Source organism: Mesorhizobium sp. WSM1293 (genome assembly GCF_000513875.1).
Taxonomy (GTDB): domain Bacteria; phylum Pseudomonadota; class Alphaproteobacteria; order Rhizobiales; family Rhizobiaceae; genus Mesorhizobium; species Mesorhizobium ciceri.
The window spans coordinates 399,179-423,878 of the sequence record NZ_KI911319.1 but is presented as its reverse complement, the minus strand read 5'-3'; the positions used below and the strand labels follow the sequence as shown (position 1 = coordinate 423,878).

At 61.3% G+C, this 24,700-nt stretch carries 23 protein-coding genes; 6 read left to right on the top strand and 17 right to left on the bottom strand.

Annotated elements, in window-relative coordinates; all coding sequences use genetic code 11:
- Window position 1: 1 nt before the first annotated feature.
- The 6 genes from M729_RS0132245 to M729_RS0132220 are packed head-to-tail and all read right to left on the bottom strand — an operon-like array spanning window position 2 to window position 5,305.
- Window positions 2-934 (bottom strand): beta-xylosidase, encoded by a 933-nt coding sequence (locus M729_RS0132245; protein WP_027164026.1) that lies wholly within the window; start codon window positions 932-934, stop codon window positions 2-4.
- Window positions 927-1,688, bottom strand: a complete 762-nt coding sequence (locus M729_RS0132240; RefSeq protein WP_013533206.1) for a TIGR04290 family methyltransferase — start codon at window positions 1,686-1,688, stop codon at window positions 927-929. The genes M729_RS0132245 and M729_RS0132240 overlap by 8 nt, the downstream gene beginning before the upstream one ends.
- Window positions 1,689-1,690: 2 nt before the next feature.
- The gene (locus tag M729_RS0132235; protein ID WP_027164025.1) at window positions 1,691-2,494 is read right to left on the bottom strand and encodes a sugar phosphate nucleotidyltransferase; all 804 of its coding nucleotides are present in this window, start codon (window positions 2,492-2,494) and stop codon (window positions 1,691-1,693) included.
- On the bottom strand, window positions 2,494-3,594 hold the full coding sequence (locus M729_RS0132230; protein WP_027164024.1) for a glycosyltransferase: 1,101 nt from the start codon (window positions 3,592-3,594) through the stop codon (window positions 2,494-2,496). The genes M729_RS0132235 and M729_RS0132230 overlap by 1 nt, the downstream gene beginning before the upstream one ends.
- A gap of 14 nt (window positions 3,595-3,608) precedes the next feature.
- A complete protein-coding gene (locus M729_RS0132225; protein WP_013533203.1) occupies window positions 3,609-4,205 on the bottom strand; it encodes a histidine phosphatase family protein in 597 nt (198 codons plus the stop codon).
- On the bottom strand, window positions 4,202-5,305 hold the full coding sequence (locus M729_RS0132220; protein WP_013533202.1) for a myo-inositol-1-phosphate synthase: 1,104 nt from the start codon (window positions 5,303-5,305) through the stop codon (window positions 4,202-4,204). Before M729_RS0132220 ends, M729_RS0132225 begins: the two co-directional genes overlap by 4 nt.
- 155 nt (window positions 5,306-5,460) lie before the next feature.
- Here M729_RS0132220 and M729_RS0132215 point away from each other — a divergent pair, with 155 nt between their 5' ends.
- Window positions 5,461-7,203: a hypothetical protein gene (locus M729_RS0132215; RefSeq protein WP_027164023.1), complete on the top strand. Its 1,743-nt coding sequence runs from the start codon at window positions 5,461-5,463 to the stop codon at window positions 7,201-7,203.
- Window positions 7,204-7,212: 9 nt separating this feature from the next.
- On the opposite strand, the gene M729_RS01000000136330 is transcribed toward M729_RS0132215, so the two are convergent.
- From M729_RS01000000136330 to M729_RS0132170, 9 genes are all read right to left on the bottom strand, one after another.
- On the bottom strand, window positions 7,213-7,398 hold the full coding sequence (locus tag M729_RS01000000136330) for a hypothetical protein (RefSeq protein WP_013533200.1): 186 nt from the start codon (window positions 7,396-7,398) through the stop codon (window positions 7,213-7,215).
- Between the two features lie 93 nt (window positions 7,399-7,491).
- Window positions 7,492-8,538 (bottom strand): UDP-glucuronic acid decarboxylase family protein, encoded by a 1,047-nt coding sequence (locus tag M729_RS0132205; RefSeq protein WP_013533199.1) that lies wholly within the window; start codon window positions 8,536-8,538, stop codon window positions 7,492-7,494.
- A 23-nt stretch (window positions 8,539-8,561) separates the two neighbouring features.
- Complete coding sequence (locus M729_RS0132200; RefSeq protein ID WP_027164022.1) at window positions 8,562-9,665, bottom strand: glycosyltransferase; 1,104 nt, start codon at window positions 9,663-9,665, stop codon at window positions 8,562-8,564.
- Window positions 9,662-10,756, bottom strand: a complete 1,095-nt coding sequence (locus tag M729_RS0132195) for a glycosyltransferase (RefSeq protein WP_027164021.1) — start codon at window positions 10,754-10,756, stop codon at window positions 9,662-9,664. Before M729_RS0132195 ends, M729_RS0132200 begins: the two co-directional genes overlap by 4 nt.
- The gene (locus M729_RS0132190; protein ID WP_027164020.1) at window positions 10,753-11,883 is read right to left on the bottom strand and encodes a glycosyltransferase; all 1,131 of its coding nucleotides are present in this window, start codon (window positions 11,881-11,883) and stop codon (window positions 10,753-10,755) included. The genes M729_RS0132195 and M729_RS0132190 overlap by 4 nt, the downstream gene beginning before the upstream one ends.
- Window positions 11,884-11,885: 2 nt before the next feature.
- Window positions 11,886-12,947 carry a glycosyltransferase family 4 protein gene (locus tag M729_RS0132185; protein ID WP_245267678.1) on the bottom strand — a complete coding sequence of 354 codons (1,062 nt, stop codon included), beginning with the start codon at window positions 12,945-12,947 and terminating at the stop codon, window positions 11,886-11,888.
- A gap of 23 nt (window positions 12,948-12,970) precedes the next feature.
- Window positions 12,971-14,263: a TIGR04295 family B12-binding domain-containing radical SAM protein gene (locus M729_RS0132180; protein ID WP_027164018.1), complete on the bottom strand. Its 1,293-nt coding sequence runs from the start codon at window positions 14,261-14,263 to the stop codon at window positions 12,971-12,973.
- On the bottom strand, window positions 14,260-15,333 hold the full coding sequence (locus tag M729_RS0132175; RefSeq protein ID WP_027164017.1) for an NAD-dependent epimerase/dehydratase family protein: 1,074 nt from the start codon (window positions 15,331-15,333) through the stop codon (window positions 14,260-14,262). The genes M729_RS0132180 and M729_RS0132175 overlap by 4 nt, the downstream gene beginning before the upstream one ends.
- Window positions 15,330-16,436 carry an SDR family NAD(P)-dependent oxidoreductase gene (locus M729_RS0132170; RefSeq protein WP_024502367.1) on the bottom strand — a complete coding sequence of 369 codons (1,107 nt, stop codon included), beginning with the start codon at window positions 16,434-16,436 and terminating at the stop codon, window positions 15,330-15,332. The genes M729_RS0132175 and M729_RS0132170 overlap by 4 nt, the downstream gene beginning before the upstream one ends.
- 208 nt (window positions 16,437-16,644) lie before the next feature.
- On the opposite strand from M729_RS0132170, the gene M729_RS0132165 reads away from it, so the two are divergent.
- Window positions 16,645-16,917, top strand: coding sequence for a hypothetical protein (locus M729_RS0132165; protein ID WP_013533191.1), 273 nt, complete (start codon window positions 16,645-16,647; stop codon window positions 16,915-16,917).
- A gap of 102 nt (window positions 16,918-17,019) precedes the next feature.
- Here the strand turns inward: M729_RS0132165 and M729_RS0132160 are convergent, their stop codons facing one another.
- On the bottom strand, window positions 17,020-17,613 hold the full coding sequence (locus tag M729_RS0132160) for a response regulator (RefSeq protein ID WP_032809792.1): 594 nt from the start codon (window positions 17,611-17,613) through the stop codon (window positions 17,020-17,022).
- A gap of 334 nt (window positions 17,614-17,947) precedes the next feature.
- Between M729_RS0132160 and M729_RS0132150 the strand changes: the two genes are divergently transcribed.
- The 4 genes from M729_RS0132150 to M729_RS0132135 all read left to right on the top strand — a co-directional run bounded on the left by M729_RS0132150 (window position 17,948) and on the right by M729_RS0132135 (window position 22,213).
- A complete protein-coding gene (locus M729_RS0132150; RefSeq protein WP_027164015.1) occupies window positions 17,948-21,058 on the top strand; it encodes a CheR family methyltransferase in 3,111 nt (1,036 codons plus the stop codon).
- On the top strand, window positions 21,055-21,435 hold the full coding sequence (locus M729_RS0132145) for a response regulator (protein ID WP_027164014.1): 381 nt from the start codon (window positions 21,055-21,057) through the stop codon (window positions 21,433-21,435). The genes M729_RS0132150 and M729_RS0132145 overlap by 4 nt, the downstream gene beginning before the upstream one ends.
- A 299-nt stretch (window positions 21,436-21,734) precedes the next feature.
- Window positions 21,735-21,998, top strand: a complete 264-nt coding sequence (locus M729_RS0132140; protein WP_013533187.1) for a hypothetical protein — start codon at window positions 21,735-21,737, stop codon at window positions 21,996-21,998.
- A complete protein-coding gene (locus tag M729_RS0132135; RefSeq protein ID WP_013533186.1) occupies window positions 21,995-22,213 on the top strand; it encodes a hypothetical protein in 219 nt (72 codons plus the stop codon). Before M729_RS0132140 ends, M729_RS0132135 begins: the two co-directional genes overlap by 4 nt.
- A gap of 84 nt (window positions 22,214-22,297) precedes the next feature.
- Here the strand turns inward: M729_RS0132135 and M729_RS0132130 are convergent, their stop codons facing one another.
- Window positions 22,298-24,598, bottom strand: a complete 2,301-nt coding sequence (locus tag M729_RS0132130) for an FdhF/YdeP family oxidoreductase (protein WP_027164013.1) — start codon at window positions 24,596-24,598, stop codon at window positions 22,298-22,300.
- Between the last annotated feature and the right edge of the window lie 102 nt (window positions 24,599-24,700).

Genomic DNA, 24,700 nt, shown 5'->3' with positions numbered 1-24,700 from the left:
TTCATGCGGCCGAGGCCCGCCGCGTGGGGAGCGAGGCGGATGTCATGCCAGGCGCATAGCGGCGGATCATGGTTGAGCAGAATTCCGCGAACTCCTCCGGCACCAGTGGCGGGCTGGTGTGGTGGGGCATCATTCCGCGATGCTGAGGTGTGAAGCAGAAGGTGACCGTCACGTCGAAATCGGCGAGTGCTTCCATCTGCCGGTCGAACCAGTCCAGCGCATTCGGCCGAAAACTGTCCGCCCAGGAAAGCCCGGTACGCATATTGGTGACACCCAGCCGCTTCATCCAGGCGACAGCGTCGTCCAGCCGCGGATCTTCGAAATGAAACCACTGCACCAGACCCATTGCGGGTGTATAGCGCAGGAATTCCTCGAGCGCGGGCTTTGGCGTGCCGTCCTGGCGCAGCAGCCCCATATGGAAATGACGGTAATAAGAGGAGCCTTCGGCTTCGCGGTGACGCGTCGTTGCTTCCCATTCACGCGGAAGATCGTAGAGGCTGTACCACTGGACGCGTGGTGCATTGCCGAGCAGCAATTCAGCTGTTCGCTTGAGCCCCCAGACCTGGATTTCCTCGGCGCCGAAGGTCGATACGCCGACTTCGCTGACCCAGATGGGAAGGTCGGTGACGGTCGCGATCTCGCCGATCTTCTGCGGCCATTCCTGGATTTGCCACAGGTTCCAGTCGAGCGGAAAGCCGTGCACGGCGACGGCGTCGACATGATCCAGCACGCCGAATTCCTTCATGCGGGTGATGAATCCCGGGTCTATCGGCGAGATGCCACCGAGCACTTTGGTCAAAGCCGGGTTTTCAGATGCGATTGCGTCCGCCGCCAGGATTGCCATCCTGGCGAAGCGGCTCCAGTCGGGGTCGAGCTCGGGATCCCAATGCGATTTGTTGTTGGGCTCGTTCCAGATCATCGCGGCTTCAATCATGGCGCTGTCCTTTCGAGGGGTAGACGGGACCGCCACTGGCCGGGTCGCCTGCGGCCCGGCAGAAATAGACCTCCTGCTCAGGGTGCAGAACGATCTCGAAACCGGCGCTGCGCAGCATCGCTTCGGTGCAGGCTCGATTGGGTATCCACCAGTTGGTCGGGTCGTCGGCATAGCGGTGCTCGATGAAATGGAGCTTGGGAAATTCCGGCCGGTCGAACAGGTCATGCGTCCAGAAATGATAGTTCTCTTCCATCTCGGGAAGATCGGTGCTGCCGCGCTGCATGGACTGGAAGATCATCAGATCACCGGCGACATGCTCACGGATAAGGTCGAGCGCAAGCAACGGGTGGCGCAAGTGATAAAGCACCCCCATGAACAGCACGATATCGAATGTTTCGCGCAGGGCGCCGACGTCGTAGACCGACAGTTTCTGGAATTCGATCTCGCAATTGGCGATCTCGGCGGCAAAGCGGGCCTGCGCCAGATAAGCCTCATCGAAATCAATGCCGAGGACACGGGCAGCACCTCGCCGTTTCATCTCGATGGAATAGAAGCCGGCATTGCAGCCGATATCCAACACCGTCTTGCCTGTCAGATCCGCGGGAATGGCCTCGGCGAATTTGCGCCATTTGATCAGCGGGTAATTGCCGAGAAAATGGTTGGGAGCGGTTTCGACACCGGCCAGTTCCATGTTGTGGAACCATGGGCCGAGAGCATCGATACGGCGGCGGATTTCGGCATGGGAATGCAGCATGGTCAGGCTCCTTCGCCGGGAACGACAGGCACATGCGGGTGTGCTCCACCCACAAGCATGGCGGTTTGGCGTTGTTCGGATGCGACGCCCTCTTCGAGCAGCCGAAGAGCCGTGCGATAGCCGTTGAAGGTGCCGACATCGACGTAGGAGACTCCGGCCCTGACACCGTAGGCTTCACCGCCGGCAGCCAGATAGGCATTGATCAGGGTGCCGATATATTCGTCACGCCGGTCCCGTTCACGCCAGAGTGCAGCGAGCTGGTGCAAGATCCGGCCCGGCATCTTGAACGCCCCCCAGATCCAGTTCGTGGCAGCGTCTTGCCGCTTGACCTGAATTTCCTTCACCCGATCTCCCTCGTCGAGAACCACGGCATCGAAAAATTCCGGGCGGTCCACCGGGAAGAGCAGAAACGATAGGGAACTATTCGGCAGGCAGGAGAAGCCGTCCTCGGGGAACCAGATCGTATCGGGCAAACCAATCAAAACCGTCTCGTCGGGCGCGACGAGAGGCGCTGCCCGAAAAATCGCATCGCAAAGTCCAACGGGGTTGGGCTGCACCACGAACAGAGCCGCAGCGTCACCATAGCCGGCAGCGTAATATTCGAGAATATCGGATTTGCCCGATCCGATGATGAAACAGATCTTGTCGACGCCGGCGCGCACCATCCGCCGCACCAGGTACTCGCTCACCGCGCAGGGACGCTCCGTCTGTCCATCGATCCGACTGCCTACCGGCAGCAGCTCTTTCGAGAAGCCGAGCGGTTGAATGCGGCTGCCGCGCCCGGCAGCGGGCACGATGCCCAACATCAGACTGCTTCCATCATCGGTTCGCCGGGAGATCTTTGAAAGGCGTCGTTTAGAATGTGGTCCAGCTCCGCCGCGCGTCGGGCAGAAGTGTGTTCGTCCAGAACCCGTTCGCGCGCACGGGTTTTGATGGCATCGAGTTCATCTGCCGGCAAGGCGAGCGCCGCGACCACGTCATCGGTGTCGTGGGCCAGCAGGATCTCGCTGCCGGGTTCGAAGAAGCTGCTCAGGCCGGGCCAGGTGTCGGTTATGATCGGCACCCCGCATGCCGCCGCTTCGAACAACCGGCCCGAAGGACACCAGCCTTTTTGCACCATCGCCTCGCGGGTGACATTCAGCGTCAGTCGGGAGGATGAGAAAAACGCCGGATGATCGGCCGGTGGCAGATGCCTGACGAAGAAGATGTTGTCGCCCCAAGGGAATTCCTGCGGATACTGTGCGCCGCCGATGATGAAGCGTTGATCCGGTAGACGCGCGGCGGTGCGGACCAGCAGCTTTTCGACGCCGGCCTGGCGATCGGCCGCGTAGGTCCCGAGATAGGACAGATCACCGGCGAATTCGGCCCGCTTCTCTGCCGGCCGGTGTTGGTCGGGATCGACGTGCCCATAGAGCGGCACCACATGGCGCGCACCCAGAACCGTCTTCAGCGCGTCGACCGCCGAGCCGCCGGTGTAACTCAGGACGAGGTCGAAATCGGCAAGACCCTCAGGGCCGAAATAGGGTGGACGCTCACCTTGTTCGATGCGGGCAAGCGTGACCGGCGTGTCCAGATCGTAGAACACACGCAGTCCGCGGCCTGCCTGCTGTGCCAGCCGCGAGGCGTCCACGGCGTCGGGACAATAAGAGGTGACGATAACGACATCCGATTGTTTGACTGTTTGCTCCGCGACCCGGCGGATGTCCTCCCAGTCCGGGTAGAGCACGACGTTGCCGCCGTCCAGGCGATCAAGATCGCGCGCTCCGGCATAGTAGGGCGTGTCGCGTTCGAAGAAGGTAACGGACCAGCCGCGCCGGGCGAGGGCTCGGATCAGTCCCCTCCATAAGGTGGCATGGCCGTTGCCCCATGAAGACGTGACGGTAAGACCGAAAATGACCATCTGCATCCGGCAAATCCTCGTCAGGCAACTTCGTTCAATCGGATCAGCTTCGCCCCCCAGTCCCCCGACACGATCGTCGTGATCGAAGCGGGATCGATGTCGAAGCGAAAGCAGTCGCCGGCCGGCAAGCCAAGGACCTTGCAGACGGCGGCCTTGATCACATCGGCGTGGCTGACCAGGGCGACACACTGATTCGGATGCTGCTCGTGGACAGCATTCATCACCGCGACGACGCGCTGCTGGACATCGTGCATGGTCTCGCCACTCGGTGTCCTTGCCACTTGCCGCTGATCATTCCAGGCTCGCCAGCTGGCGTCGCCATTCAGCTCATCGAAAGTCTTTCCCGACCAGTCGCCGAAGTCGATCTCGTCAAGTTCGGCGCAGATCGCGATTTCTCCGACACCGCAGGCGAGCGCAACTGGCAGCGCCGTCTCTCGGGTACGCTCGCGCGGGCTGCACAAGATCGCGACGATGGGCTCCCGGGCCATGCGGCAGCCAAGCTGCGTTGCCTGCGCCTTACCGGCATCGCCGAGGCAAACGCCGTCCATACGGCCTGCCAGATAGGAGCCGACATTTTCGTGTGCCGCATGGCGGATCAGAAAGAAGGTCGTCGTCATTCTGCGGCATCGAGCAAAGGCTCGTCCTTGCCTGCGATAAAAGCGAGCGTGCGCTGCCGCGCTTCGGCGTCGGTGAACTGTTCGGGAGGCGACTTCATAAAATAGCTGCAGGGACCGGTCAGCGCGCCAGCTATGCCGCGATCGAGCGCCAGCTTGGCGCAGCGTACCGCATCGATCACCACGCCGGCCGAGTTGGGCGAATCCCAGACCTCCAGCTTGAGCTCGGCATTGAGCGGTACGCCGCCGAAGGTCGTGCCTTCGACCCTTATATAGGCCCACTTGCGATCGGTGAGCCAAGGCACATGGTCGCTCGGGCCGACATGGATGTTGCCCGGCTCCAGGGGAACATCGAACTGGCTGGCCACGGACTGTGTCTTGGAGATTTTCTTCGATTCCAGCCGCTCGCGTTCCAGCATGTTGAGAAAATCGGTGTTGCCGCCGAAATTCAGTTGATAGGTGCGGTCGATGCGTACGCCGCGTTCACGGAAGAGATTGGCTAGCAACCGATGCACGATGGTCGCGCCGACCTGGCTCTTGATGTCGTCGCCGACCAGCGGCAGCCCGCGCTGCTCAAAGCGCCGTCGCCATTCCGGACGTGACGCGATAAAGACCGGTATGCAATTGACGAAGGCGCAGCCGGCCTCGAGTGCGCATTCGGCATAGAAGCAGGTCGCCTCCTCGGAACCCACCGGCAGGTAGGAAACCAGCACGTCAGCGCTGCTGTCACGCAGGATCTCGGTGACATTGGCAACCGGCTCGGGAGCTTCTTCAATCTCGTCGCGCAAATATTTGCCGATCCCGTCCAGCGTCGGTCCGCGCTCGACGCGAACGCCGGTTGTCATGGCGTCGGCAAAGCGGAACGTGTTGTTGGGGGCGGCGTAGATCGCCTCCGCGACGTCGAGACCAACCTTGCTCTTGGCGACATCGAATGCGCAGACAATCTCGATGTCGTCGACATGGTAACCGCCGAGGTCGGCATGCATCAGCCCAGGGATTGGTTCGTTGCTTTTAGCGTGACGATAGAACGAGAGGCCCTGCACCAGGGAGGATGCGCAATTGCCGACCCCAACGATACCAACACGAACCTTTTTCGATCCCACGAAACCGCCACCCTATGTTGTTCAAAGGTAAGTTCCTGGCGCCGAACCATCAGCTTGCCGGAATGTTCCTCCACCCATCGAAAAATTGCGCGAGACAGCATGGATCGAAGCCGCATCCGATGCGTTCCCGCACGGCAAGCATTGGAAACCGATCGATGATCGTCTACGGCGACCACAAGCGGACGCAGGACGCACAACAACTTCGCGAAGCAGCAGGCGAAATGGCCGTAAGACTTGATCGGATGTCTCATGGCATCCGACGCCATGCTGCATTGGTCGGACTGTTCATCAGCGTGTCGGAGCTGGTTCAGGCGCTTGCCGACGTCGATTTCGGAACCTGCGGCATCGACATTTTTTCGCCACGGCAACAGCAAGGCGCCAGGCTGCTGGTCGGACTTGCGGCAGAGGTAGCGAAGTCGTGGCGAAGCGGTTTCAACGTTGGCGGTGGCATCGATCCGGGACTTCTTAAGCTACTGGCCGGGCTCGACTGTCAGGCCGAGGTTCTGACCGGCTCCGCCGAGGGTTATGCGCATTATGCGCTTTATCCCGAAAGCTATTTGGACGCGGCGCAGAAGTCGGGGCTCGATGCGAACACATGCGTTATCGGTGTCCGCAGCATTGGCCTTGGGCTCGCAGCTATGGTGGCGGCCTCGATTGGCGCGCCGGCGCCATTCAGCGTTCGTCCGATCGGCCATCCCTTCCACAGGCACATCAACGCCGATCCGCGGTCGATCACCGCCTGGAAGAACAATCCATCGGCGCGTTTCGCCGTTGTCGACGAGGGTCCCGGCCTGTCCGGCAGTTCGATGCATGCCGTTGTCGTTTGGCTGCGTGAACTGGATGTCGATACGGACCGCATTCACCTGTTTCCCAGCCATTCAGGCGGCCCGGGCAGCGAAGCGTCGCCGGAGGCTCGGGAAACGTGGTCGCGCTGTCCGAAACATGTGGCGACGGCGTTTGAATGCACCTTCTCCGAAAGCTCGAAAATTCCCACGCTGCGCGATTGGGTGGCCGAGGCGGTCGGCAGGCCGGAATTAAACCTGACCGAACTATCTGGTGGCGAGTGGCGGGCCGCCCACTACGCCGACGAAGGGCGCTGGCCGCCGAGCCGACGCGGCGCCGAGCGGCGTAAATTCCTGGCGTCCGCCGGGCGTGACCGCTGGCTTGTCAAATTCGCCGGCCTCGGCGAAACCGGACCGCGCAAGAAACGAGCCGCGGCGATGTTGCACGAAGCCGGGTTCGGATCGCAAGTTGTCGCGCTTTGCCATGGCTTTCTGGTTGAACGGTGGATTGATGGCAGCACGATGGATCAGGCGCCGCTGCCCAGGGAAAAACTGATCGCGGAGCTCACAAACTACCTGACCTGGCGTGCGCTCAATCTTCGAACTTGCGAACCGGGTGCATCATTGCTTGCGCTCGCGGAGATGGCTGTTTCCAATGCCTCGGAAGCCTTGGACGAGAAACGCGCAGCGACGTTGCGCGGTTGGCTCTCGAAACGGACCTCCGCGCATGTGCTGCAGCGCGTTGAAATCGACGGAAAGCTTCAACCGTGGGAGTTTCTCGTTCGTGCAGATGGCACGGTGCTCAAGACAGATGCTGTTGACCACTGCCGGGCACATGATTTGATCGGCTGCCAACCGATTGAGTGGGACATTGCCGGCGCCCGCGTCGAGTATGGACTGTCCGACAGCGATGTGAGGACCTTGGTCGAGGGAATGGAACTTGCCATCGACCATGACCACATCGGCTTTTTCGAACCATGCTATTTGGCATTCCAACTCGGGCTCTGGAGCACGGCTGCGCAATCCGAAAACGGCGGGGAAAAAACAAGGCTGGCCGAGATGGCAGACCGATATAGGATGCCGCTGATACGGTTCCTGGACGAATGCCGGATATGATCGTTCCGATCAGTCCAGCCTTCGCAGCATGTCTGCTTCCTGCTCGAGAATAGTGGCCACTTCCTCGCGCTGAAGATGCGTCATCATCAGACTGACGCAGCACTCGAGATAGGTAATCGAGGCGCGCCGCAGATAGGCAGCGGTCTCGCGTTCGGCCATCTGGTCGATATCCCTCGAGGGGCGCTTGGGTTGCATGAGGGTGATCCTCCGTATCGGGTCCTCCTGCCAAACCACAAGCCTGGGCGGATGTTCCGCACGATCTCGGGAAAGGTTCGGCGCCATCTCGCATCACGCCGGAAGGTTCTGCAGCCCTCCGGGTGCGGGCCTCGCTCTTTTGGCAAAGCCCGTCATCTGATCGCCGATGCGGCTGCCTTCGAGAGCTGCGAAATAATCGATCGTCAGCTTGAGCCCTTCGTTGAGGGGCACCTTCGGCGTCCAGCCGAGCAGCGCTTTTGCACGCGAAATATCGGGCTGCCTGCGCCGAGGATCGTCTTGCGGCAGCGGTAGAAATCTCAGATCCGATTTGGTACCCGTCATCGCCTTCACCAACGCAGCCAGTCGCACGATGGTGAATTCTCCGGGATTGCCCAGATTGACCGGCTTGCCTGGATTGGGATCGATATCCATCAGGCGCCTCAATCCATCGATCTGATCGGAGACATAGCAGAAGGATCGCGTCTGCAAGCCGTCGCCGAAGATCGTCAGGGGACGTTTCTCGAGCGCCTGCATGATCAGGTTCGAGACGATGCGGCCGTCCGCCGGATCCATTCTCGGGCCGTAGGTGTTGAAGATGCGCGCGACGCGCACGTCGGCTTTGCCGGCTCTCAGATAGTCGAAGCAAAGCGTTTCGGCGGTGCGTTTGCCCTCGTCGTAGCAGGCGCGCGGACCGGTGCAGTTCACATGGCCGACATAATCCTCCCTCTGGGGATGCTGTTCCGGATCGCCATACACTTCGCTCGTCGAGGCCTGTAGCAACCGCGCGTCATATCGGACAGCGAGTTCGAGCAGGTTGAGCGTTCCAATCACGCAGGTTCGCGTGGTGTGGATAGGGTCGGCCTGGTAACGCGGCGGCGAGGCAGCGCATGCCAGGTTGAAGATACGCTCCACGGGCTCGCCGAGATCCAATGGCCGGCAGATATCCTGCTCGATCAACCGGAAACCCGGATGGTCCATGATCGAGATGATGTTCTCCATGCGCCCAGTCAGAAAATTGTCGGCGCAGATCACGCGCCAGCCGTTGCGGAGCAATGTTTCGCAAAGATGCGAACCGAGGAATCCCGCACCGCCGGCAACAAGCACTGCCTTTGCCCTTCGCGCGTTTCGTGTTTGTCGCATCGCCGTTTTCTCCTGTCTGCTGGTCATGCTGCGCTTCCGATGTCGAAATCGAGGGCCGCCGCCCTTGGCTGTGTCAACGCCGCCACGAATTCGCGGGTCCTGGCCGCACCGGTGTGGGATGCGAGGACGCGTTCGCGGGCCCGGCGGGCCATGGCGAGGCGTGTGCGCTCGGACTCGCCGAAGAGGATCTCGACGACATCGTCCGTTTCCCCGGCGGTGTGGATCGCGGAAGCGGGAAAGAATCTGTCGAGCCCTGGCCAGCGATCGCTGATGATGGGCGTGCCGCAAGCCGCCGCTTCGAACAGGCGCACACTGGGCGACCATCCCGCGGCGATCATGGAACTGCGTGTGACGTTCAGCGTGTAGCGCTGACGGCTGTAGAACGCGGCATGATCGGCGGGCGGCAGATGTTCGATACGTTCGACATTGTCCGGCCAGATGATGTCGGATGGGTATTGCGAGCCGGCCACGACGAAACGCCGGTCCGGCATATGCCGTGCGGGCTCGAGCAGCAGCGCGTTCAGCGTTGCCTGCCGGTCGGCACTGTAGGTGCCGAGATAGCCGAGATCCCAGCGGATCGGATCGCCGGTCCGGTGGTGCCGTTCCGGGTCGACCGAGCAGTAGAGCGGCTCGGCGCGGCGCGCGCCGAAGTCCTCCACCAGACGGCCAAGCATCGGCCCGCCGGTGAACGAGAAGTAGACGTCGAAGTAAGGAATCTGCCGCCAGCTCAGATAATCGCAATCGTCGGCTGAAAGCTGCGCCACGGTCACCGGCGTGTCGATGTCGTAAAAGCAGAAGCGCCCTTTGCAAAGTGAAGCGACGATGTCGATGACCACGCGCCCTTCCGGCACGAACGAGCCGATGACGACGATGTCGGCCTGCTCCAGGCACCGGGCGTAGTCGCGTTGTAACTCCGCGGTGGTTTCGTAGTAGCGCAAGGCGCAGAAATCCGGATCGCGCAGATCGCGGTGGTTTGCGTACCACGGCACCTCGCGCTCCAGAAAGGTCACGCGGTGGCCGAGTTCGTGCAGACCTTTCAGCAGGCCTCGAAACGTCGTGGCGTGGCCGTTTCCCCAGGATGAGGACAGCGACAGGCCAAGAAAGACGATGTCCAATTGCTTGGTCATTCCGCTGCCTCCACGGTCCCCTGCTCGAAGTGACGTTTGAAGACTGCATCGGCTACCTCCGCCCGCAACGCGTAGGTGTGATCGGCCAGCACGCGGCAAAGTGCGGCCTGGCCGATTGCCTTTGCCCGACTGGAGGTCAGCGAGCACATGATCTCGGCGACATCGCCGCCGTCGCGCGCCACCAGGATCTCCTCGCCTGGTTTCAGGAACAGTTCCACGCCCAGCCACGCATCGGTGATGAGGCAGGCGCCGGCGCCGGCCGCCTCGAAGACACGCGTGGCCGGTGAAAAACCGTTTACGGCCATGCTGTCGCGGCTGATGTTCAGAACCGCCTTGGGTGTGACGTTGAAGGCATTGTGATCCCGGGTGCCGACGTGACCGAGCCAGCCGACATTGGCGGGAAGCGGCTTGTCCCCCCAGCCCGATCCACCGAGCAGAAAACGCTGTTTCGGCAGCTGGCATGCGGGATCGAGGAAAAACGCTTCGACCCGTGCCTCACGATCCGGCAGCCTGTTGCCAAGGAACGCCAGATCGCAAGCGAAACGCGCATTGCTGGTGACCGGATAATGCGTTTGGGGATCGAGCGCATTGTAGATCGGCACGCATTCGTTCGCCCCCATGGCACGGTAGGCCCATACGACGGGGTCACCGCCTCCATAGGTCAGCACAAGGTCGATTTCTTGCAGGGCGCTATGGAGCGGATGGTCCGGTTCGTCGCGCAACTGGGCAAGGGTTGCCGGAGCGTCCACGTCCCAGAATACCACCAGCGCGTCGCTGCGGGCGTGGTCGAGAACGGCGCGCAGCAGCGCCTCATCCTCGAAACCGACGCCACTCGCCTTGACGACGATGTCGGCGCTGGCGGCACGTGCCGCGACCTGCATCAGCGCGTGCTGGGTCGCTTCATAAACGACGACAGTGCACCAGTCAGGCGCCTCGATGTCGCGATTCTTCTGCCGGTCGTAGACGTCGGGTTCATAGAAGGTGATTTCGTAGCCCAATTGGGAAAGCGCCTTCAGCAACCCGCGATAGTAAGTTGCGGCACCGTTCCAGTAGGACGACAAAAGACTCGATCCGTAGAATGCCATCTTCATGCGGCGGCTTCCTTTGCGGTGGTGTTGTTGATGGTATGTTCGGTCGTGCATGCCGTGAGCACGCGGAACAGCTCGTCAACGCGGTGCTGGCAGGTATGCCGGGAGCGAATGGTCTCGAGGCCCGAAGCCACCAGGGAAGCCGCGAAATCCGCATCGGCCAATACCGCCCGCAAGTGTTGGCGCATCTGAGAGCCGTTCTCCGCAAACAGGAAGTCGACGCCGGGCCTGAACAACTGCTCGACATCGGACCAGGGCGCTGAAATCAGCGGAATGCCGCAGGCGAGCGCCTCGAACATCCGGATCGTCGGAATTCCAGGCAATCCCTCACGATAGGGGCGCCGTGGGATGTGAACGGTGACACGATGCGCGGCGAACGCCTTCGGCACATCGGCATTGGCGATCCATCCATCATAGCGCAGTCCGGCGGCGGCCAGGTCCGCAAGTGCGGGCTTGGGGTAGCGTACGCCGTGAACAGTGGCCTCGAGACCGAGATCGTGTACTGGCTCGATCAGAAATTCCTTGAGTTCGGCAGTCCGCTCATCGTCGCCCCAGTTTCCAATCCAGACCAGATCGGACATGGGATGGATCCCTGGGTGCGGCTTGAACAGGCGATCGTCCGCGGCTTCATGCCAGGTGAAGACGCGCTTGCCCCAGCCGGCGCGCAGATAGCTCTCGCGCAACGCTTCGCCAAAGGCGAGGACGCCGTCATAGTGCTCCAACCGTAGCGCCGAGATTGCCTCGGTCGCCGATACGGCCCGGTGATGGGTGTCATGAAACAGAAGGATGAAGTTGCCGCCAGCGGCCCGGGCACGGCCGATGCGTGCGACAAGCTCCGGATCCGTCCACTCATGAACGATCACAACGTCGGCCTCGGCGATCCAGGCCTCGTGATCGAACCCGGCATCGTAGGTCACCGGCATCAACTCTGGGAAATCCTTGCGGAAGCGTTCGATGGCGAAGGATCCCTTCTCGGCCAACAGGTTCGAACGGCTCCAGCCGTCGGACGGCTCCAGCGCGACTGCCTGGTGCTGGCGCGCGATCAGATCCCGCATGATACCGCGCAGGAAATGGGCATTGCCGTGGTTCCAGTCGGATACGACCGAGTGGGTGTAGAACAAAAAGCGCATGGTCAACGCCCCGCCATAGCCAGGGCCGCCTTGTCGTAGACGCCTCGCATGGCTGCCGCTTGCCTGGCCAGTGTAAACCGGCGGCTCCGTCGCATCGCTGCCTGGCCGAGCTCTCGCCTGAGTTCGGCATCGCTGGAAAGACGATTGAGGCCGGCAGCGAGGTCGTGCGGATTGCGCGCGTCAAAGAACATCGCGGCCCCGTCCCATAGTTCGCGATAGGTTGCGATGTCGGAAAGCACCAGGGGCGTCGCCGACATGGCAGCTTCCAGCGCGGCCAGACCGAATGGCTCATAGATCGACGGCGACACGAAAATGCCGGCGCGCGCCATCAAGGAGCGCACCTCGTGAGACGGCAGTGCTCCCAGAGGAACAGCATAGCTGAAGCTGGTACGCCCGCCGTTCGGACCGTGCATCGAACCGGCGGCAAAGACGGGCCATTGCGTCAGCGACGCGGCCTGGTCGATCACCGCCGCATTCTTCCCCTCGTCCCACCAGCGGGCAGCGGCGAAGACGAGCGGTTGGCGCTTTTCGGCCTTCGGCACCGGACTGGCACTATTTCCCACCACACTCAGACGCGCGATCGGGCCGTAGCAGGTCTCAAGCATGTCGGCGTGGCTGCGGCTCGGCACGATGACTGCGTCGGCCCGATTGAAGCCACGCCTGTTGCGCTCCTTCTGCCAGGCCCATGCGCCATCCACTGCCTGTTTCCTGACGGCGTGGAACCATGTCGTCACGCAGGAATGGGAGACCGCCACGGCTGGGCACGGCGCATCGAATCCCGCCGCCTGCGTCGGAGCATTGAAATGGACTAGGTCGATGGCGTGGTCGCGCATGGGCGCAAGCAATTCTCGCGGTAACGCATCCAGGTCGCCGCCGTTGTGGGTCATCCAATCCGGCGGCGTGTTCAACCAGATCAGCCTGGTGAAAGCCTCTGCCTCCGCAGCCTGCTGCCTCGTCGGCTGGGGACCGAGCCCGGCAAGCACCACACTGTCGCCGCCGTTCACAAGTTCCCTTGCCAGATCAAGCGCATAGCGCCATACGCCGCCCACGGCATCGACGGTCATCAGGATGCGCCACGAGCGCGGCGTCAGTGTCCGCAACATGTCGCCTCCAGTTCCGCCAGCGGCCGGGGCCGCTTCTCCTGGATGTCACTGAATTTCTGGAAGGATGCGAGATAGTGGTCATGGGCGCGCTCCCAGGCAAGGTCGTCGGGTTCGCCCCAAAGCTCGCGATAGCTGGGCGAACTCGGATACGGATAAAGCGGAACAGGTTCATTGGCCCATACGCCGTGGTCGATCAGGTGGGTTCGCCAGTGCTCGACCAGGGCGGGATCATCCTCGACCACGCCGATCAGATTGGCTTGAACGAATGGAACGTGACGTCTAGCATCGACGAGCAGCGCGGCAAGTTCCTCGGTGCCCAGCCGGCAGCGCTTGGCCAGCATCGCCCGGCCTTCAACCGTCAGGCTTTCGAGCCCCGCTTCAATGGAGACGCAGCCTGCGGCGCCCAGCAATTCCAGCAGCTCGGGCTTCCACAGATCGATGCGGGTCTGTATGCCGAATTTCACATTGCGATCGACCAAGGCTTCCAGCAGCGCTTTTTGCGGCAGGAAGATTTCGTCGATGAAGTAGATGTACCCGACACCTTGGGCAATCAGCCGATCGATCTCCGCGACCACCGCTTGGTGGTTTCGACGGCGATAGGCATCACGGAAATCGATCTTGGCGCAGAAGCTGCAATTGTAGGGACAGCCGCGCGATGCCTCGACTTCCGCACCGAACCCGACCTGATTGTCATCGAACCTGTGATGGTGATGCGAATGGGCTGCGATCCAGTCCGCAGGCCATTCGAGGGGTGGATGATCGACAAACGAGCTGGCGTGGACGCCGCCGTTCGAAACCACCCTGGCATCCCGCAGATAAGCGGTTGAGGGCACTGCGCTCCAATCGTCGCGCCGGGCAAGTTGCTCGACGACTTCTTCGCATTCGCCGCGCACGACGATGTCGACGCCGAGCTTGCGCAAGGTTGGCGCCGGCGTGGCCGAGCCGTGCGGCCCGACGGCGACCGTGCGTCCACCGCGCCCGGCGAGAAGGTTGAGGAAATCGGCCGGCACGCGCAATTCCGGCGGTGCGCAGCGCCAGAACAGATAGGTCGGCGCGGTACTGACGACAGTCATTGCCGGGGCGAAATCGGCCACCCGCTCGCAAAGACCGGAATTGTCGAGCTTCTGCAACTGACCATCCAGCATCAGCACCTCATGTCCGGCGGCTTCGAGCAGGGCCTTCGAATAGCCGAGTTCCAGCGGCAGATGTGGTTGGCGGCAGCCGAAATAGATGCTGTCGTCGTAGGTCCAGAATGGGTTTACCAGAGCGATTTTCATGCGACGTACCTCACGGCTTCGGGGTGAGGCTCGAGCCGGTGGCGCTGCAGCCAGTCGGCTAGGTCGCGGACGCCTTCGCGCCATGAAACCTGGGCCATCCAGCCAAGCGCGGTTTTGATCTTGCGGGTGTCGGCGACGAAGAAGGGCTGGTCGCCGGTGCGTTCGCCATCATGGCGGATTGAAAGCTCATGGCCGGTCAGGCCACGGATCTCGCTCAACAGCGTGCGCAGGCTGAGCGCATTTTCCGGGCCGCCGCCAAGATTGAATGCCTGGCCTTTGGTCGTCTCGATGTGGTCGAGTACGGCCCTGTAGGCGGCGACGGCATCGGAAACATGCAGGATATCGCGCACTTGCCTGCCGTCACCGTAAATGGTGATGGGGCGTCCCGTCAGCGCGCTGAGCAGGAAGTGCGCGACCCAGCCCTGGTCCTCGGTTCCGAACTGGCGCGGTCCATAGATGCAACTCATCCGCAGCACCGCCGTCGGCATGCCGTAGGATTTGGCGTAGTCGAGCACATACTGGTCCGCCGCGCCCTTGGAGCAACCGTAGGGCGTGCAGAAGTCCAGGCCCCGAGCCTCATCGATGCCGTTCGCCTGGATGACGGTGTCGCAAGGCACATAGCGGTCGCCGTCCTCGCGGACCGCGACGTCGGGCAGGCTGCCATAGACCTTGTTGGTGCTGGCGAAGACAACAGGAATACACTCACCGCTCAGTCGCGCCGCCTCCAGTACGTTGAATGTTCCGCGAAGGTTGATGTCGAAATCCTCGCCCGGCTGGACCAGGCTTGTGGTGACGGCGGTTTGCGCGGCCAGATGGAAAATTGCCTTTGAACCCGTCAGAGCCGGCGCCAAGGCGTTGGCGTCCCGCACGTCGATGGTCTCCACCGTGAGGCGACTGGCGTGTTTTTGTGCCAGCCATTCAAGGTTCTGCTGGACGCCCGGACGGCTGAGATTGTCGATCACCAGCACCGGTTCGCCATCCGACAACAGGCTGTCGGCGAGGTTCGATCCTATGAAGCCGCTGCCGCCGACGATGGCGACCGGCGCGTCGCGTCGATTGCGTGTGTTCATGACACCAGCCCGCGTTCTTCGAGCTCGCGTTTCATGTCGGCGCCGCGGTCGACGGCGGACGTGTTACGCACCCAGGAAACGAAATCGCCGAGCGAATTCTCCAGTTGCCGCACCGGCTCGAAACCGAGCAGCTCACGGGCCTTGGAAATATCGGCGAAGCAGTTGCGGATATCGCCGGAGCGCGCTTTGCCGAGCAGTTCGGGCGAGCGGTTCGGTGTCCCCATGGCCTCGGCCAGCAATCGTGCGACTTCGCTGATCGCGTAGGCTCGGCCGCTGCCGATGTTGATGACATGACCCTTTGCCTGGCGTTGCTGCAGTGCAAGGCGAAAGGCGCGGGCGACGTCATGCACATGGACGAAATCGCGCTTCTGTTCGCCATCCTCGAAGATCATTGGCCGTTGGCCGTTGGCGAGACGCGAAGCGAAGTTGGCCAGCACGCCGGTATAGGGGTTCGACAATGCCTGGCCGGCGCCGAAGACATTGAACAGGCGCAACGCGACAGCATCGATGCCATAGGCCTCGCCGAAGATCAGCACAGCGCGTTCTTGTGCGTATTTTGTCAGCGCATAGATCGAGGCGAGATCGACCGGCTTTTCTTCGTCCGTCGGCAGCGGCGAGAGGGGGGCTCCCTCTGGCGACAGCGGATTCCATTGCCCGCTTTTGATGTCGCTCGCCTTGCGCCGGGCATTGTCGATGCGCCGGCCGTCTGGCGTTGCATAGAGCCCTTCGCCATAGACGCTCATCGACGAGGCGACGACGATCCGTTCGACCGGGTGCTTGATCAGTGCTTCAAGTAGCGTTGCGGTGCCGAGATCATTGGCGCCGACATAGCGCGCGATCTCGTACATCGATTGTCCGACGCCGACTTCCGCCGCCAGATGAATGACCGCGTCAACACCTTCCAGCGCACTGGCGACCGCCTCCCGGTCTCGGACATCACCCTTGATCAGTTCGGTCCCGGCGGGAAGCGCGACGGCTTCGCCTGCATGCACCTGCTCCAGCAGCGCATCGAGGATGCGAACCGAATAATCCTGCTCGACGAGTTCCTGTGCGACATGCCGGCCGATGAAGCCGCAGCCTCCTGTAACCAATATGCGTTTCACGACGACTCCTCAGACAAGTAACCTCGGCGCCCCGAACTTTTCGGCAAAAGGTTTGTTCCCTTGCTTCAACAAAGTTCCTTTGGCGGACTTCGTTGGGAGCCGGCATCGCGATCACGGCGCGGTGCTGGAACATTGACGCCCTTGTGCTGTTAGGGCGCCCGACAGCCCGCGTGTCCCATGGGGGCAACGCCGATCAAAGGAGATTTCAATGTCTCAGTCGCAAACGACCACCGACCACGACGAAATTCGCAAGTGGGCCGAGGAGCGGGACGGCCGGCCGGCAGTGGTGCGCACAAAAGGCGAGGGCGGCATCCTGCGGATCGACTTCGGTGAGCCTGAGGAAGCATTCGAGCCCATCGAATGGGACGAGTTCTTCCGGATATTCGACGAGAACGATCTGGCCTTTCTATATCAGGCCAAGACCGGGGAGGGGAAAGCCAGCCGTTTCAACAAATTCGTCGAGCGCGATCAGAAGGACTGATGACACAAGCCAAGCGGCTGATCTGTACGGCCCAGTTTTCGAGATGTGGTCAACAATGACGGCCCCGCGGCTTACCACTTCAGCCTGAGAGGGAGGGTAAAACTAATGCATCAGGTTTGCGCCGCGGGTTTTCGCCATCTCTCGCATGATGCCGTTGAGCCAGTTTTCAGTGGATTGACCAAGCTGTCTGCGGTCGACATCCCGGATCGCTTGCTCGAGCGTCCTCTCGACGAGCCGATCCGATGCGTCGACGTCTCCCAGCAAAAGGCGAGCCGCAAGTCGCAGTTTAGGCAAAAGCGCGAAGACATCGTCGGACGGGTCCGGCGTGGAACTCGCCCGCCCCGGTGCCTGCGGGGGAAAAAGTGCGTTGAACACCGCCTGGCTGCCCGAGGATTTCCGCAAATTGCTGGCGTAGCGGAGATGATCGGGAATGGCGATGTCGTCATCGCCACTGAAGAACACGAAGGGGATACCCCGGCGCATCAACTCATCGGCGATTGGAAACACACGTCGGCCATTGAGATTGACATCGAGGATTGCAGCTTCGGCCGTTTCGGTATGTTTGGATGCCTGTTCGACGGTTGCGGCGGGCCCGAGAATGATGGCGCCCATATTGCTGAAGAACCGCGCAAGATCTCCCGCCAGCGTCCATTCGTCTTCGACTATCAGAATATGCAGCCCCCGCAGGTCGCGCACATCGTCATCCTTTCTTGGAACGGAGGTTAGCATGCAGCGCATTCGCTTCCCGAATTCTGTCATCCAGGGCCGCCTGCAACCGCTTCGCAAGCATCAGCATGCGATCCGGGACGGGCCCCGCATCGGAATCTGCTAGCGATCCAGGCGCCCCTGACACCACTGGCGCTCGGAGTTTTATGTCAGCAGAGCGTTTCGTCATTGAACCACCATTGATATCGGGTTCAACGTCATCCCTGACGTCTTGTTCCATACGTCTTGCGCGCTATATGGTTGTGTCCTGTTCGATCCGGCCTTGAGGAGACTTCATGTCGGGTCGGCGAAAGGGGGACATGCCGTGACTGCCCGATCGACTAGATTTCCCATCGTTGGCATCGGCGCGTCCGCGGGTGGCATTCCCGCGATGGAAGGCTTGTTCAAAGGCGTTACCAGCCAGCCCGGCATGGCGTTCATCATCATCACGCATCTCAGCCCGAAGCGAGAAAGTCTGTTGCATGAAGTTGTCAGCCGCTACACCGAGATGCCTGTCGTTGTGGCCGAGGATGGCATAGCTGTTGTACCTGACCACGTCTACGTGATGCCACAAAACGTCACTCTGGCGATCGCCAACGGTGTGCTGCGCCTGCGGCGGCCCAACGGGCTTACCCAAGAGCGCAAACCCGTCGACATCTTCTTTAGTGCGCTCGCTGAAGACCAGGGCGAATATGCCGTGGGCGTCATTCTGTCGGGCGGTGATTCCGATGGAACGCTGGGCGCCAAGGCGATCAAGGAGCGGGGTGGCCTCACTGTCGCGCAAGCGCACGACGGCTACGGGCCGCGCAATCCCGATATGCCACAGAGCGCTATTGCCAGCGGGCTCGTCGACGTCGCTGTGCCCGCCGAGGAGATCGGGGCGAAGCTGGAGGCTTTCGCCCGCGGCTTCGACACGCTGGAAGGGCTGGCGGAAGAAGATGGCGACCATACGGCCGACATCGATAAGGTGCGAGAACAGATATACGCCATTCTGCGCAGCCACTCCGGCCACGACTTCTCGGGCTACAAGACCAAGACATTTCTGCGCCGCGTGAAGCGACGCATGCAGATCGCCCAGGTCCATTCCATCAGCGCCTATATAGACTGGCTGAAGAAAGATGCTCGCGAGGTGATGAACCTTTTTCGCGATCTGCTGATCAATGTCACCAACTTCTTTCGCGACCCCGATGCCTTCGAGTTGCTCGAGCGAAAGATCATACCGCAGTTGTTCGAAGGCAAGACCGCCAGCGACACCGTCAGGGTCTGGGTTCCCGGATGCGCCACGGGCGAGGAGGTGTTCTCTATCGGCATCCTGCTGCGCGAACACATGGAGAAGCTTACGGTCGTTCCGCGCGTCCAGATATTTGCCACCGACATAGACGAGCCTGCGCTGGCGGTGGCCCGGGCGGCACGCTATCCCGAAGCCTTGCTGCAAGGGCTTTCACCCGAACGCCGACAGCGGTTCTTCAACGGCGACGGAGAGAGCTATGTCATTAGCAACGAGATACGGGAACTGTGCATCTTCTCGCCGCACAGCGTCATTCGCGATCCGCCTTTCTCGCGCATGGATCTGGTCTCCTGCCGCAATCTGCTGATCTATTTCGGCCCGAGCATCCAGAGCCGTGTCATCCCTGTCTTTCACTATGCATTGAAGCCCGGCGGTTACCTGTTCCTCGGCACCTCCGAAAGCGTTGGGCAGCACGACAATCTGTTTGCCACTGTCGACAAGAAACATCGTCTCTTCCAGGCGCGCGAGCATGCCTCGCCGCATATCAGGCTGCCCGCCTTGATCGGTGAGAGCCGTTCCGGCGTCTTTCCCTCTGAAAGCGCCGGCTTAAGGAAGGGAGCCGCCGGTTATCCGCTGCGCCAGGCTGTCGAGGCGCAGGTGCTGGAGCGCTTCGCTCCGCCGCATGTCCTGGTCAACGCCGAGGGCGATGTCGTCTATTATTCGGCCAGGACCGGCAGATATCTCGAAGCGCCGCAAGGGATTCCCAGCCGGCAGTTGCTGACGATGGCTAGACGTGGGCTGCGACTGGACCTCCGCGCCGCGTTGCGGGAAGCGACGACGACGCGCCGCACAGTGGTGCGGGAAAACCTCATCGTAGAGGAAGACGACGAACGGGTCCAGCCGATCAGGCTCACGATCGAACCGCTCACCGAACGTGGCAATGGCGAGCCGCTTTATCTCGTCCTGTTCGAACCGTCGGGGCCGACCCAGGCCCGCTCAGAGGAAGACGGCGGCGGCCGTGACAGTGACAGCACCGCCGATCTCGAGCGGGAGCTGCGCGACACCAGGGAGCGCCTGCAATCGACGATCGAGGAATACGAGACCGCGCTGGAGGAGGTCAAATCGTCGAACGAGGAACTCGTCTCCGTCAATGAGGAGGCGCAGTCCACCAACGAGGAACTCGAAGCCTCGAAGGAGGAGATGCAGTCGCTCAACGAGGAACTCAACACGATCAACGCCGAGTTGACGGCCAAGATAGATGAGCTCGACCACGCCAACGGCGATCTGCGCAACCTGTTCGAAAGCACCGACATCGCGACCATTTTCCTCGACCGCAGCCTTGTGGTCCGTACCTTCACGCCGGCGGCGTCATCCTTCTTCAGCCTGCGTCCCTCCGATGTCGGCCGGCCGCTGACGGATCTGTCTAGCCAGCTCGACTACCCCGAGTTGAAGCAGCACATCGACAAGGTCTTCGAGACAGGCGAGATCCTGAATCACCATCTGGCACGCGATGCCAGGGGCCTGTTCCACATGGTCCGCATCAATCCCTATCGCGACAAGGGCAACAGGATCCAGGGCGTGGTGGTGACACTTGTCGATGTCACCACTCTGGCACAGGCGGAAGAGCATCAGCAGGTGCTCATCTCGGAACTCAACCACCGGGTCAAGAATATGCTTGCGGTGATCGCCAGCATTGCAAGCCGCACGCGGGAAAGTTCTGACACGAAGGAGGAGTTCGCGGATGCGCTGATCGGTCGCCTGCATGCCATGTCGCGGGCCTACGGCCTGCTGACCCGGGAGAGATGGAAGGAAGCCTCGGTCAGGGAAATGCTCCAGCAGGAGCTCGAACCATTCGGCATCGAGCGGATCGAACTCGATGGCAAGGATGTCAAACTAGGTCCGCAACAGGGGCTTTCCCTAAGTATGGCCATCCATGAACTGGCCACCAACGCGGCCAAGTATGGCGCTTTGTCAAAAACCGACGGCAAGGTCAGTGTGCAATGGTCGATCGACGATGACAGTTTCACATTTGGCTGGCGAGAAAAGGACGGCCCTCCTGTCAAGGCGCCGTTGGACAATGGCTTTGGGCTGACCTTGTTGCAGGGTGAAATTGATTACAGGCTGGGCGGCCATGTCGAGACCGCGTTCCACAAGGACGGCCTCAGCGTCCAGATTGCGTTTCCGGCAAACCACAAGGAGGCGCCGTGAGCGACGACAGGCCGCGCGTTCTGGTGGTCGAGGACGAATGGCTGATCGCCGAAGACGTCGCGTCTCGCCTGCGTGCGGCGGGTTATCCCGTGATCGGCCCGGTCTCGTCGGTCGCCGCGGCTCGTCAACTTATCGATGCAGGCAAAGTCGACGTGGCGCTGCTGGACATTCAATTGAACGGTGAAACAAGTCTGCCCGTGGCCGAAACACTGTTGGCTCGCGGTATCCCCTTCGCCTTCATGACCGGATTTGGGCCCCGTGACGTTCCCAAACCCTTCCGAAACTGCAAATTCGTGCCGAAGCCGGCAGGCGACGCTGCCCTTCTCAACACCCTGGCCGACCTGGCATCGCTTCGTCCCGACACGCATTCTCCGTGATTTCAGGCAGTGCTGGCCTCGATCGATCCGGTGTCTCCGGCCCGCCCGATTTAGGGTTCATTCGACTGTGAACACCTCAGGGACCGCGAAGTGGAACAACTCAAGTCCGTGCGAGTTCGGTAGCCGTGCAGCGTCATCGCTCCCCTCGTTTGATGCTGGACGATCGGGTCCCCCTCAGCCTGATCCGCTCGCGCTTTCTCTCGGAAAGCGCGAGCCTTTAATCATCTCGACGATCATGTTTTTGGACCGGGGTGGGAACAACGTACCGGTTCGGCAGTTCGGCGTGCAGGAGGAACAAAATGCAATTCGCCGAAGAAATCGCGCTCAGGCGCGTAAAAATGCTGGTCGAACAATATGTTGTAGCCAGGAGCAGGAGATATGATTTCGTCTCGACGGAACTTGCCTGCAAAGCCATCCGCCAGGTCGTACGAAGTCCGATTGAAGATGCCGAACTGGACCATCTGCTGGCCAGAAGCGCCGTCAAGCAAGGGCTTTCGGTGCGGTTCGACCGAATAGGTCATTGGCAGGCGGCTTCGCCCGAACTCCAGGAGAAGTCAGCATGAGAGCAGTGCTATTGATGTCGGCGGCATTGCTCGCCTTGGCGGGGTGCAACGATAATGCCGATCCAGCCAAGTCCAAGACGGACACTACGAACAGCCAACCGGTCGACAAGAATCCCACGACCGACACCAACCCGACACCGCAGACCAGCACCGGCGGCGAGCAGCAAGGTACGCAGCCAACCCAGCCGGCATCTCCAAAGCCAAGTGGCGGCTAGGCCAAGTGGCGGCTACGGCCGCTTCTGTGCCCAACGGCGCGGTCGCCGGACACGTCTCTCCGGCCGGAACCGAGGCCTCCGGCCTCAGCAAACAATTCTTACGGGAACGGACTTGACGGCCGGAACGTGGGCCTCCTTAGCGCGATGCCATAGGGGCACCAGGGGATTGAGTTCCGGATAATAGCCGGCGCAGTTGCCTTGCGGCACGGAATAGGGTGTCACACGAAGGCCGCGCACACGCCGCTCCACACCGTCATCGGCATGCGTTTCGAGATCGATCTGCTGCCCCGCGGTCAGTCCGAACCGCTGGATGTCGGCCTCATTCATCAGCAACACCATGCGTGTACCGTGGATGCCGCGCAACCTGTCATCATAACCGTAGACGGTCGTGTTGAACTGGTCGTTGGATCGCACTGTGATCAGCGTCAGCACCTTTTGGCCCGAGACATCGATATCGGGATCTGTCTCCAGCGTGGTGGGCGGCTTGAAATTGGCCTTCTTGTTCGGCGTTTCCCAAATTCGCTTCGATGCCTTGATGTCGCGATGGAAGCCTCCGGGTGTCAGGAACCGCTTGTTGAACTGGCGGAAATGCTGTGGAAAGCAGCGCTCGATCTCATCACGGATGCGAGAATAGTCGGCAATCCACTTGTCCCACGGGATCGAACTCATGTCTGGCACGGTGGCCTTGGCCAACTCCGCGACGATCTTCGGTTCCGAAAGCAGGTTTGGCGAAACCGGCGGGCGCGATCCAAAGGACCCATGGATGCAGGCGGTCGAATCCTCCATGGAAACGGTCTGATCGCCGCTTGCCTGGCGATCTCTTTCCAACCGGGACAGACAGGGCAACAGATAGGTCACTGCCCCCGGCAGGAGATGACTTCGGTTGAGCTTGGTCGCGATTTCGACATGCAGGCCAAGTCTGCGCCAGGCTTTCTCAACGAGGCCGGTTTCGGGCACGGCGCGGACGAAATTACCACCCAGGCCGACAAAGCCTTTCACCGAGCCGGCGATGACGCCTTCGCAAGTCTCGACCGTATCGAGGCCCTTCTCGCGCGGGGGCTCGAATGCATAGAACTCGGCGAATTTGTCGAGCGGAACGAGTTCAGGTTTTTCGGATATGCCGACGGTGCGCTGGCCCTGGACGTTGGAATGACCCCGCAGGGGCGAAATGCCGGCGCCGGGTTTTCCCATATTGCCCCGCATCAGCAGCAGATTGCACAACATCTGCACGTTTTCGGTGCCATGCCTGTGCTGTGTCAGACCCATGCCATAGTTGCCGATCACCGCATTGGACCGGCTGTAGACTTCGGCGACATGCTCCAGATCCGGTCGCGCAATGCCCGACCGGGCGACGATGTCATCCCACGCGGCAGCGCGCAGATAGGCCTCGAATTCGGCGAAACCATGCGTATGTTCCGCGATAAACCCGATATCGAGGATACGCGAGCTTCCCTGCTCGCGGGCCGCATCGTCGAGCGCGAGCACAGCCTTGGCGATGCCGGTCATGGCGGCGATATCGCCGCCGCCGCGGACCTGGAAGAAGTCGCTGGACATTTTCGTGCCGGGCCCCGGCGACAGCATGTCAACGGGATTCTGCGGGTTCTTGAAGCGCTGGAGCCCTCGCTCCGGCAAGGGGTTGAAGGTGAACACCGGCACATTGCGTTCACGGGCCTCCTGCAGTGGGTGCAACAGCCGCGGCGCCGTCACCCCGGTGTTGTGGCCGAAGAAGAACATCATGTCGCATTGCGAAAAGTCTTCGAGTTGTACGGTTCCAACCGGCGAGCCGATTGATCTGGGAAGCCCGACCGAGGTCGATTCGTGACACATGTTGGAAGAATCGGGCAGGTTCGACGAACCGTAGATGCGCGCGAACAGCTGATACATGAAGGAAGCCTCCAAAGAGGCCCGGCCGGACGTATAGAAAACCACCGATTTCGGATCGAGGCGCCGAAGTTCCATGCCGATCTCGGCGAAGGCTTCATTCCAGGACACCGGCTCGTAGCGGTCGGTGACGGCATTGTAGCGCAACGGATCGGTCAGTCGGCCCTGCTTTTCCAGCTCGCAATCCGGCCAATCGAGCAGTTCGGTGACGGAATGTCGTGCAAAGAAATCGGGGCCGCAGCGCAGCTTCGTCTGATCCCACAGCGTGGCCTTGGCGCCATTTTCGCAAAACTCGAAAGGCCGCGGCTCTGCCGGCTTGGCCCATGAGCATGAAACGCACATATAGCCGTCTGCCTTGTTCTGCTTGAGCAGAGTGCTCCATATCCCAGACATCAGAAGGCCTTCGCCATAGGCTTTACGGATCAAGGAAGACAGGGATCCCCACCCGCCCGTCGGGTGGTCGTATTTCTTGATTTCGACATGATCGGTAACGGCAGGTTTCATGGCAGAACCTCGCAAGTGCGACTACCAAACCTCGCCGCTCGTTGATTGTTCCCCGCTGCCGGGATGGGAACGTCGCTGGTTCAATCCAATCCCGCCAATCCC